Source organism: Rhizobium sp. BK399, assembly GCF_014194695.1.
Classification (GTDB): domain Bacteria; phylum Pseudomonadota; class Alphaproteobacteria; order Rhizobiales; family Rhizobiaceae; genus Rhizobium.
The window spans coordinates 1-11,160 of record NZ_JACIAH010000035.1 but is presented as its reverse complement, the minus strand read 5'-3'; the positions used below and the strand labels follow the sequence as shown (position 1 = coordinate 11,160).

Genomic DNA, 11,160 nt, shown 5'->3' with positions numbered 1-11,160 from the left:
CGACAGGTTCTCATTCAGGCCCTGAACGACCAGGCCGTCCAGCTTCCGGTCGCGATAGGCCGTCCACCAGGCCGTCGTCGACACGTCGCCAATGTTCTTGGCGCCACCCTCGCTGAACTTCGCCGGAAGCGGCATCTCCGGAGGAACATGATCCGGGCCGCTCACACAGCCCGCGAGTAGGAGCAGAAGCGCCGGAGAGGCAAAGCGAAAAGATGCCATTAAAAATCTTCCTGTAACTCGACCAAATTTATTCTTGTCAGAAGCCTTCATGCTTCGCTATCGGCCGCGCTTCGCTCGTACGAGAAACACCATCCCGAAGCAGTTGGCGGCAATGTAACAACGAGTCTCATTTTCTCACAGTGCATTTATACAACACTCACGCTTCATTTTTTTGCGCCCGCGAGAAGAGTCGGCGGATGACAACGAAGAATGAGGGCACAAAGAAGATGCCAAGAGCGGTTGCTGCAAGCATGCCGCCGAGCACGCCGATGCCGATTGCGTTCTGTGCCGCCGAGCCCGCTCCGGTCGCAACCGCCAGCGGTACGACGCCCAAAATGAAGGCAAGCGACGTCATGATGATAGGACGCAGGCGCAGGCGCGCTGCCTCGAGCGTTGCCTCGAAGAGCCCCATTCCTGTTTCCATTCGGTCCTTTGCGAACTCGACGATCAGGATCGCGTTTTTCGCCGCTAGACCTATCGTCGTCAGCAGACCGACCTTGAAGTAGACGTCGTTTGCCTGGCCAAAGAGCGTAGCGGCGGCAAGAGCCCCCAGCACACCCACCGGCACGGCCATGATAACTGAGAACGGGATCGACCAGCTTTCGTAAAGCGCTGCCAGGCAGAGGAAGACGACGAGCACTGAGATCGCATAGAGCATCGGCGCCTGCGAACCGGACAGGCGCTCCTGGTAGGAGATGCCCTGCCAGGCCACGGTGTAGCCACCGCCCAGCTGTGCTGTCAGAGCTTCCATCTCGTTCATAGCGTCGCCGGAGCTGACGCCGGGTGCCGAGGCACCGTCGAGCGGGATGGCGCTCACCGCATTGAAGCGCGCCAGTGTCGGAGCCCCCTTGACCCATTCGGTGCGGGTAAAGGCCGAGAATGGCACCATCTCACCGCTCGAGTTGCGGGCGTACCAATGATCCAGATCGTTCGGCTGCATACGGAACGGAGCGTCGCCCTGCACGTAAACCGGCTTGATCTCGCCGTTCAGCGTGAAGTCGTTGACGTCGCGGCCTGTGAAGATGACCGAGAGCATCGAATTGACCGCGGTGATATCGACGCCCATCGCGCCGATCTTCTCCTGGTCGATGACGATCTTCATCTGCGGCTCGACTTCCTTGTTGTTGCTGCGCAGAGCCACGACTTTGCCGCTGGCGTTGGCCATCTGGATCAGCCGCTTCGACGCTGCATCGAGCGCTTCGGTGCCATGACCGCCGGTGTCAACGAGATACATGGAAAAGCCGCTCGAGACGCCGAGGCCCTGGATGGCCGGCGGCAGCAGGGCGAAGACCTGCGCTTCACGGTATGTGAAGAAGGTTTTGAGCGCGCGCGTGACGACGGCCTGCGCATGCAGGTTCGGATCGGTGCGCTCCTTGAAATCCTTGAGCTTGGTGAACACGATCGCGCTGTTCTGACCGGAGCCGTTGAAACCGAAGCCAAGCGCACCAAAGACGGATTGGACGGCGTCCTTCTCATTCTCCTGGTAGTATTTTTCGACCTTTTCGACCACAGCCTGGGTCTGCTGCGTCGTCGAGCCGGGAGGCGTGGTGACGATGGTGAGTAGAACGCCCTGGTCTTCCTGCGGCAGAAAGGAACTCGGCAGGCGGTTGAAGAGATAAGCGCAACCGACGCCAATAAGAAGGAAGACGAGCATGACGCGGATCGGCCGCTTCAGCAGGTAGCCGATGGACCGGACATAGCTGTTGGTAGAACGTGTGAAATTGCGGTTGAACCAGTCGCCGATCCGGTGCTTCTTGTGCTCGCTCACCGGCTTCAGCATCGTCGCGCACAGCGCCGGCGTCAGTACGATCGCGACGAGCGCAGAAAGCAGCATCGCGGAGACGATCGTCACGGAAAACTGACGATAGATGATGCCGGTCGAACCGCCGAAGAAAGCCATCGGAATGAAGACCGCCGTCAGAACGAGGGCGATGCCGACGATAGCGCCGGTGATCTCGCCCATCGACTTCTCTGTCGCCTCGAGTGGCGAAAGCTTTTCTTCCGTCATGATGCGTTCGACGTTCTCGACGACAACGATTGCATCGTCGACGAGAAGGCCGATGGCGAGAACCATGGCGAACATCGTCAATGTGTTGATCGAATATCCCGCCATCGCGAGGATGCCGAAAGTGCCTAGCAGGACCACTGGCACAGCGATCGTCGGAATGATCGTCGCCCGGAGGTTCTGCAGGAAGACCAGTAGCACGATGAAGACAAGAACGATGGCTTCGATCAGGGTGTGAACGACCTTCTCGATCGACAGTTCGACGAAGGGGGTCGTGTCATAGGGATAGGTGATCTCCACGCCTTCCGGCAGGCCGCGGCTGATCGTGTCGAGGGCGGAGCGGACACGGTCGGCCGTATCGATGGCGTTGGCGCCGATGGCGAGGTTGACGGCAAAGCCGCTCGACGGCTGGCCGTTGTAGCGCGATGAGCCGCCGTAGCTTTCCTGGCCGATCTCGATGCGCGCGACATCACTGAGGCGGACGGTGGAGCCGTCCTTCTCGACCTTCAGAATGATGTGCTCGAAGTCGGAAACCGTGGTGAGCTGGCTCTGCGCGGTGATGGTCACGTTGAGCTGCTGGCCGTCGACGGACGGCTGAGCGCCGAGCGATCCTACCGAAACCTGAGTGTTCTGCGCCTCGATCGCCGAGGTCACATCACCTGTTGTCAGCTGGTACTTCAACAGCTTGTAGGGATCCAGCCAGACGCGCATGGCGTAACCGGAACCGAAGATGTTAATGCTGCCGACGCCCTCGATACGTTGAATCTGGTCTTCAATCGAGGTCGACATGATGTTGCCGAGGTCAACCGAACTGCGCTTGCCATCGGTCGAAACGAGCGAGCCGACGAGCAGGATACTCGAGGTCGAGCGGGTGACGCTGATACCGGCGTCGATGACATCACCAGGCAGCTTGGACTGGACCAGCTGGAGCTTGTTCTGGACCTGAACCTGCGCGATGTCGGGGTCGGCGCTGGTGCCGAAGGTCAGCGAGATACTGGCAGACCCGGTCGACGACGTCGACGTCATATAGGTCAGGTCGTCGAGACCGGTCATGCCGTCCTCGATGATCGTCGTCACCGACTTTTCGACCGTCTCGGCGCTCGCGCCACGATAGGTCGCGTTGATACGCACGGTGGTTGGCGCGATGTCAGGATATTGCGAAATCGACAGCGTGAAGATTGCGAGCAAGCCCGCGAGCATGATCGTGATCGCGATGACCCAAGCAAAGATCGGGCGTCGGATGAAAAACTTGGCCATTGGCTTACTGTTCCTGTGCGGCTCTGATCACGGTTCGTCGCGATTACTTCGCGGCGGGCTTTTGCGCTTCACCGGATGCGGCCTGGTCAGCGGGCACAACGATGCCCTTGTCATTGATCTTCATCGGCATTGGCTTGACGGGCATGCCTGCCGTGATCGACTGCAGGCCGCTGACGATCAGTTGGTCGCCATCCTTGATGCCCTCGGTCACAAGCCAGGCGTTGTTGGAGGGCGACGCGTTCTCGAAGATCCGGGTTTCGACCTTGCCGTCAGCCGACACGAACTGCGCGGTCAACTCGCCATTTGCGTTGCGGCTGGTGGCAAGTTGCGGCAGCGCGTAGCCCTGCTCGGCGCCAAGTTCCAGCGTGGCGCGGACGTACATGCCCGGCAGGATGACGTGGTCGGGGTTCGGAAAACGTACACGGATAATGAACGTGCCGGTCGTCTCACTGACGACGGACTTCGACATATCGAGCGTGCCCTTCTGGTCATACTCCTTGCCGTTCTCCAGGATGAGACGGAAGGCGGCGTTGCCGGGATTGCCCTTGACCTCGCCGCTGCGGATCGCATCGCGAAGCCGCAGCAGATTGGTGCTTGATTCCGTCAGGAGGATATAGACCGGATCGAGTTGGCGAACGGTCGTAAGTGCCGTCGTCTGGTTTGCAGCGACGACGTTGCCGACGTTGTATGCTGTCTGGTCGATGACCCCGTCGAAGGGTGCGGTGATCTTGGTGTGGTCAACATCGATCTCGGCGGCGGTCAGGGCAGCCTTCGCGGATTCGACCTCGGCTTGCGCCTGCAGCAGGTTGGTGCGCGCCGTCTCAAGCTCGATCTGTGTCGCGCCGGAACCGACCAGACGCTGATAGCGGTCGAAATTGCTCTGGGCGCTCGGAACGCTGGCTTCCGCCTTGGCAATGGCGGCACGCGCCTGCGCGGCGGTTGCCAGATAAGGAGCGTCCTCGATTTGATAGAGGATGTCGCCCTTCTTGACCTCGCCACCCTCTTTGAAAGGGATCTCGCGAATAATGCCGCTCACCTGCGGACGAATGTCGGCGATCTGCGATGCCTCGGCGCGTCCGGGCAGAATCGTGGTGACGGGGAAGGTGCCCTTCGTGAGCGATACGACACCAACCGGTGCGGCTTGCTGCGCCGCGGCGCCCGGAGCACCGGCAGCCCCCTGCTTGTTGCCGCTATCGCTGCAGGCGGCGAGCACACCGCCGATGGCAAGGGCGGAAGAAACCAGGAAAATGCGCCGTATCATAATGAATTCCTTGTGCGGTGGCGTCCGAACCAATGACCTGCTTCAACGATGAAGTACGATCATCGATCCAGAATCAAATGCCACTGATCCGAATTTAAGAAAGACTTTACGAAGTGACGTAATTTATGAATCGTCACTTAGCAAGCGCTATTTTGCAGTGCGGCATCGACGAAAATGACGATCTGCTTTGCGCGGTGGACAAGTGTGTCCTTGTCGTCACGGGCGATCAGAACGGGATGCAGGACGCTCGCCAGGACATCGGCAACCGTGGCGGCGGCATCCTTCGGGCTGCTGCAACGATAGCGTCCCTTGGCGACACCTTCTCTTATGATGTCGTCCAGCTTCTGGACGATGCGCTCCCTATATCGATTGCCGGCCTCGAGCTTGGCCTGCACCGTCATCAGGACCATTTCGAAGATGTAGGGGTTCTGCTGGATGTCCTGCAGGTGGCTATCGAGCAGACGCAGGACGAAGCGAAGCAATTGTTCGTTCGGGGGTAAGCCTTCATCGAAGGCCGCAAAGCGGTCCGCGACGTCGCCCAGGTGTCGTTCTGCAATGGCGTCGACAAGGGCGGTCTTCGAACGGAAATGCTTGAAGACGTTGGCAGGCGACATGCCGAGGGAAGCGGCAATATCGGCGATCGAAACGGCAACAAAGCCGCGTTGACGGAACAACAATTCTGCCATCGACAGAATGTCTTCGCGAGTTTCCTCGGCCTTGCGTCTTGGCCTGCGTGCCATCCATTCCCCCGCCGGCTCGTGGCCGGCATCTCATTTTGGCCCGATGCTACCGTCAAGGACGGAATGCCTGCAAGCTAATGTTGCAGACTGCTTGCCCGACGCTTTACGAGAAGTAGGGTGACAAGTTCTTGCGGACACGCTCAAGCGGCGTGGCGTCGCTGTCGTCCGGAACGAAGCGCTGCGCCGTGATGGTCTCATAGGCCTTGATGTAGACATCGGAGGTCTGCTTGATCAGCTCGGCCGGGATCTCCGGAATTTCGTCCTTGTAGGGATCACAGCGTTCAGCGACCCAGGCGCGTACGAAATCCTTGTCGAAGCTTGCGGGTCGTGTCCCAGCTTCAAAGCTTGCCTGATAGCTGTCGGCAAGCCAGTAGCGGCTACTGTCCGGTGTGTGAATTTCGTCTGCGAGGATGATATTGCCGTTCTCGTCCGTGCCGAACTCGTATTTGGTGTCGACGAGGATGAGACCCTGTTTGGCTGCGAGTTCCTGGCCGCGGGCGAAGAGCGCCAGCGCGTAGCGCGAAAGCGTTTCCCATTGCTCCTTGGTCAGGAGCCCGCGCTCGACGATCTCGGCAGGCGTCAGCGGCTCGTCGTGGCCGCCGTCGAATTCCTTGCTGGTCGGCGTGATGACTGGGGTCGGGAGTTTCTGGTTGTCGCGCATGCCGTCCGGAAGTCGCATGCCGTACATCTCACGCTCGCCCTTCTTATAGAGAGTGAGGATCGAGGTGCCCGTCGTGCCGGCGAGATAGCCGCGAACGACGATTTCGACCGGCAGGATATCGAGACGTTTGCCGATGACGACATTCGGATCGGGATAGTCGAGAACGTGATTAGGGCAGATGTCCTTCGTCGCCTCGAACCAGTAGCGGGCCGTCTGCGTGAGAACCTGTCCCTTGTACGGAATGCAGGTGAGGATGCGGTCGAAGGCGCTCAGTCGGTCGGTGCTGATGATGATGCGCCGTCCGTCCGGCAGGTCATAGTTCTCGCGAACCTTGCCACGATAGTAATTGGGGAGCTCTGGGAAATGGGCTTCGGAGAGGATTCGCACGGGCTCGACCATCCTTATGCATTGTTCGTGAACTTTCCCCTGCTCTAGTTCCATCACCGGGGATGTCAAGCAGAGCCGCTACTAAAGCCAGAAGAGATAGATAAGAAGAAGCGCAAGACCATAGCTCACCAGCGTCAGCGGGGCGCCGGCTTTCAGGAAGTCGCTGAACCGGTAACTGCCGATGCCCATCGCCAGGGTGTTGTTGTGGTGGCCGAAGGGCGTCAGGAAATCCAGTGAGGCGCCTGCGGCGACTGCGATCAGGTACGCCGACGGAGAATGATGCGCGGTTGCTGCAAAGGCGACAGCGATCGGGCTCATGACGATCGCGACGGTTGCGTTGTTGACAAACGGGGTCAGGAGCATCGACAGAAAGAGGACGAGCGCTACCCCGACGGCAGGTTCGGTCAGCGACACCATCGAACCAAGCGCCGATGCGATGACCTGGGCAGTGCCAGTTGTCGCGACCGCCGAACCTATTGGGATCATCGCGCCAAGCATGATGATGATCGGCCAGTTGAGGTCCGCCATGGCCTGGCGAATGTTCAGGTAATTGAGAAGAGCCAGAACAAGCACGACGCCGGCAAAGGCAATGTCGGGCGTGACAAGTTCGAAGCCCGTTGCCGCGACGCCCGCGGCGAAGATGGCAAAGGGCTGCCAGGACGCCGACTTTGGGGGCGGCCGCTGCGCCGCAAGCGGGAGACACTCGCATTCGTCCAGCGCTTCGGCGATCGCTTCTTGCTCGCCCTCCAACACTAAAATGTCGCCTATTGAGAGCTGCAGATCGGCGAAGCGTCCCTCGATCCGCGGAGAGCGCATCGAGAGGGCCGACACCGTGATGCCGCGGCTGCTGAATACCTCGAGAGAATGCAGTCGCGAGCCGATCAGCGTGCTCTCAGGCATCACGACGGCCTCGACATAGTCGAGATCGGCAGCGGCCAGGCTCGGATGTCGTTGCCGAAGCAGTGTCCCGGCGGATTGCAGCCCCTCGAAGACCGCGTGGTCCGCTTCTGCCAGTAGCAGGTCGCCTGCCTCGACGACGAGTTTGTCGGGCGTGCCGAAAAGGAACTTCTCATCACGAATGAGCGTATGCGGCTGCAGTAAGAATCGACCAGGCAGATCCGAAAGCCGTGTACCGATCAACGATGAGCCCGCCGGGATGCGTCGTTCGGCAATTCTGCGTCTCGACGACGAGGTGGGCTCAGGCGCATCGCTCTCCTCGTTTGGAAAAAGCCTTGGCGCCAGCCAAGCTGTCATGATGATGCCGACGATCGCCACCGGCAAGCCGACATAGGCAAAGTCGAAAAGCCGAAAGCCCGTACCGCTTGCCTCTGCCAAGGCATTGCTGACGAGCATGTTCGCCGGCGTACCGATCAACGATACGATTCCGCCCAACAGCGCGGCAAAGGAAATCGGCATGATCAATTGCCGTTTCGGTATCGCGAGCGCGGCACTCACGCGCAGCGTTGCCGGCAGGGCGATCGAAAAGGCGCCGATGTCATTCATGAAGATGGAAATGAAACCGGCCGCTCCCGACAGGGTGGCGATGACAGCGGTATTCGAAAATCTGGCTCTCACGAAAAAATCCGCGAGCTGATCGAAGATTTGCGCCCGCGCAAGCACTTGCACGATCAGCAGGATCTCGACGACCGTGATGACGACGGGGCTGGCAAAGCCGGAAAAGACCTGTTCGGTCGAATAGAGGCGGAAGGCGTATCCGGCGAGCAGCCCGGCAATCGCAATCACCTCGATGCGGAAGCGCTCCAACGAAAACAGGACGAGCATCGCGAGCAGCAGGATCAGCAAGGATGCTTGCTCGAACGTCATGGTTTGCCCCGAACCTCAATCCATCGCGAGAATGTATCGGTTCGGTCGGCGCTGTATAGAGCGAAATATTGCAGTCGGTGGTCTGCCAAGGTGCTCAGGTCCTGACCTAGGCTGCAGGCCGGCGCCACGTGCCGGTATCGGTAATCTCCAGCATTGGACTAGAAAACACGCCCACTGTTCTCTCACGCCATTGCGGACCGACAGCGTCGAGCGTCTCGCACCAGCGGCGCGACTGCAGCATTGCCGCACCGATGGCAACAGGCTCGATCCCGCAGCCGGCAAGAAGCTGCAACCCCGAAACGATCGAGGCGCCGCTGGAAATGACGTCGTCGATCAGCGCCACGCGTCGTTCCTCGAGGAGGGGCAACATGCGCGGGTCTATATAAAGACGCTTTTGTTGGGTGGGCGTGGTAATCGACGAGAGCGCAACGGAAAGATCATCCCGGTACCAGAATTTCCGAGACGTTCCGAGGGGGACATATCGTGCGTGCCCCAACTTCTGCGCCACGGCTGCGGCAAGGGTCAGCCCGAGCGTCGGCAGGCCGGCGACAACGTCGACCTGAAAGCTCTTCAGTTTCTCGGCGAGGGACTGAGCCAGCACATCAAGGACCGCGAAGCTTGCCTGGTTGATGATCAGAGACGCCAAGGCATGCTGCCCGTCGGCCAGCACGCGCACCGGCAGGCGAAGCTGTCGGCCATCCTCTAGTTCGGCAACATAGCAAGACGAGACATCGCCGTCGCTCGGGAAGGTGCCCGGATTGTGGATCTTCTGCCAAAACGCGTGTGCCGCCAATTCCGTCATGCTGTCAATTCCGTCTCGTCGTTTCCATGCCCGCGCGCCTGCGCAGTTCCTTCAGTTCCGCGTCCGTCAAGGCGCGCACCGCACCCTTGGGCAATTCACCCAGTGCCAAATCTCCGATCGCAACCCGCACAAGACGAAGGCATTCAATATCCAGCGCTTCCAGCATGCGGCGGATCTGGCGGTTGCGGCCTTCATCGAGTTCGACCTCGATCCAGGCATTCTTTTCGCCGTTCCTCAATGATCTTGCCGAGATCGCCTTGAGAACCTCGCCATCGTGACGGAGGCCATAGGTCATCTCGGCCAGCATCTCGCTGTCCATGATCCGATTGACCTGCACATGGTAGGTCTTGCTGACGTGGGTGAGGGGATCGAGCAGAGCCTGGGCGAACACGGTGTCGTTGGTAAAGAGCAGCAAGCCTTCGCTCGCTTTGTCCAAGCGGCCGACGGGCGACAGGTGCGGAACATCGAAATCCGTGAGACAGTCATAGACGGTCGGGCGGCCTTCCGGGTCATCGCGTGTGGTCACCAGCCCGCGCGGCTTGTTCAGCATGAGATAGATTTTCGCCTCGGCAACCACATTGGTCCCATCGACGCGGATCTTTGCCGATGTCAGGTCCACCCAGGCGGAGACGTCGGTGACTTTCCGTCCGTCAACCGAAACGCGACCCTCGAGGATCAGCCGTTCAGCCTGCGTTCGCGAACAGTAACCGAGCTTTGAAAGCGCGCGCGGCAGCGTCACACGCTTTGCCAGCGCTTCATCGCTTGGTCTCGTGCGCTCGCGCGATGTCTGTATTGGGCGCCGCTGCCTCACCCTGTTTATTCCTGTCGGTTTCGGAGAAGTCGTAATGACACGAACAGGGGCACTATGCCAGCAAGCGGCAATCAAAACCGGGGACAACGAGACGACGATCTGGAGGCGAGGGGAAGGCTGAAGAAACAAGAAGGCGCCAATGGCGCCATCTTCAATGTGTCTTCAGGTTAGGTCAGCAACATCTCAGTGGCGGGCCATGAAACCGGCGAGCTCCTGGCGGCTGATAACGATGCCCGCTGCCGCTTTGGCGGGATCGGGATGCGTATAGGATAGGAACGGCAATTCGGGCAGTTCAAGGGCTTGGCGCATGTTCATGATGCCTACCGCCTTACGGCCGTTGACGCCATCAACACTGACTTCGACTATAAAATGTGCTTGCTTGCTCTCCATCAATAGTCCTCCCTTTATTCCAGCGGCGTTAGTAACGACGAAACTTGGTTTTTCTAAGACCAAAGTATTACGGACCGCGTTGATCTTCGGATCAAAGCGGTCCCGATATAAAGGCAGGCGCCCTACCGGCGTCGATCAGTGCCACCAATGGCGTGGAGGCTGCTGGCTGCCACTTAGGAGATAGCCGGCTAGAAAGCCAACCGCAGCGGCAAGTGCCAACGCGGTCGTCGTCGCAGCGGCGTGCTCACGGGCGGCGCCTGCGGCCGCCACACCTTCAGCCCGGATCTGGGCGACCGCGCCTTTTGCGCGGGGCAGGGCATCATCATAAGCCTTGCCGGCCCGTTCGCGCACTTCGTAATAGGCTTCGGCTCCTTGCGCCGAGATCATTTTCTGTAGGCGGGATACTTCCTGCTGAAGCGCGGCGATGTCCTTGCTGACGGAAGCTTTGATGTCGTCGGTGGTGACAGCCATGTCTTTCTCCTTTCCTTTACACAAACGAGAACTCAAAAGAGCTGCGATAGGTTCCGGGTGGTCGGATCTGCAGGGCCGTGAGGGGCAAATGATCCTTTTTGGTCGATTTTCAACCCTCTGGCACCGCTTTTGGGCGTTCTGTAAGGGATCTGGAGGGGTGGGAACGGCGCTCTTCGACCTGTCGGTAAGGGAATTTCGAGGTACGCTCCCACGCGATCCTGCCGTGTGAATAACTCTCTCCCGAAAATCCGTCAATCGAATCAGTGTGTTACAAAAATGTCAAAAAACTTTGTTTTGCGCTGTTGACTTAGAAAAGGGGTAGGATCTATAAG

At 59.5% G+C, this 11,160-nt stretch carries 9 protein-coding genes and 1 pseudogene; all 10 read right to left on the bottom strand.

The features are described from left to right. Positions 1-219 (bottom strand): annotated as a pseudogene (locus FHT97_RS30300) (nodulation protein NodT); the annotation flags it as partial. Between the two features lie 157 nt (positions 220-376). Beyond that, the gene (locus FHT97_RS30295) at positions 377-3,481 is read right to left on the bottom strand and encodes an efflux RND transporter permease subunit (RefSeq protein WP_016557260.1); all 3,105 of its coding nucleotides are present in this window, start codon (positions 3,479-3,481) and stop codon (positions 377-379) included. 43 nt (positions 3,482-3,524) lie between these two features. Further along, positions 3,525-4,742, bottom strand: a complete 1,218-nt coding sequence (locus FHT97_RS30290) for an efflux RND transporter periplasmic adaptor subunit (protein ID WP_183865154.1) — start codon at positions 4,740-4,742, stop codon at positions 3,525-3,527. Between the two features lie 137 nt (positions 4,743-4,879). Next, on the bottom strand, positions 4,880-5,482 hold the full coding sequence (locus tag FHT97_RS30285; protein WP_183759288.1) for a TetR family transcriptional regulator: 603 nt from the start codon (positions 5,480-5,482) through the stop codon (positions 4,880-4,882). A 103-nt stretch (positions 5,483-5,585) separates the two neighbouring features. Further along, positions 5,586-6,530: a phosphoribosylaminoimidazolesuccinocarboxamide synthase gene (locus FHT97_RS30280; protein WP_183759287.1), complete on the bottom strand. Its 945-nt coding sequence runs from the start codon at positions 6,528-6,530 to the stop codon at positions 5,586-5,588. 81 nt (positions 6,531-6,611) lie between these two features. Further along, a complete protein-coding gene (locus FHT97_RS30275) occupies positions 6,612-8,354 on the bottom strand; it encodes an SLC13 family permease (protein ID WP_183865152.1) in 1,743 nt (580 codons plus the stop codon). Positions 8,355-8,460: 106 nt separating this feature from the next. Next, positions 8,461-9,156 (bottom strand): phosphoribosyltransferase, encoded by a 696-nt coding sequence (locus FHT97_RS30270; protein WP_183865150.1) that lies wholly within the window; start codon positions 9,154-9,156, stop codon positions 8,461-8,463. 4 nt (positions 9,157-9,160) lie between these two features. Next, on the bottom strand, positions 9,161-9,967 hold the full coding sequence (locus FHT97_RS30265) for a pseudouridine synthase (RefSeq protein ID WP_183759284.1): 807 nt from the start codon (positions 9,965-9,967) through the stop codon (positions 9,161-9,163). A 183-nt stretch (positions 9,968-10,150) separates the two neighbouring features. Continuing rightward, positions 10,151-10,357: a hypothetical protein gene (locus FHT97_RS30260; protein WP_183759283.1), complete on the bottom strand. Its 207-nt coding sequence runs from the start codon at positions 10,355-10,357 to the stop codon at positions 10,151-10,153. A 135-nt stretch (positions 10,358-10,492) separates the two neighbouring features. Beyond that, positions 10,493-10,828, bottom strand: a complete 336-nt coding sequence (locus tag FHT97_RS30255) for a hypothetical protein (protein WP_183759282.1) — start codon at positions 10,826-10,828, stop codon at positions 10,493-10,495. Positions 10,829-11,160: the final 332 nt, after the last annotated feature.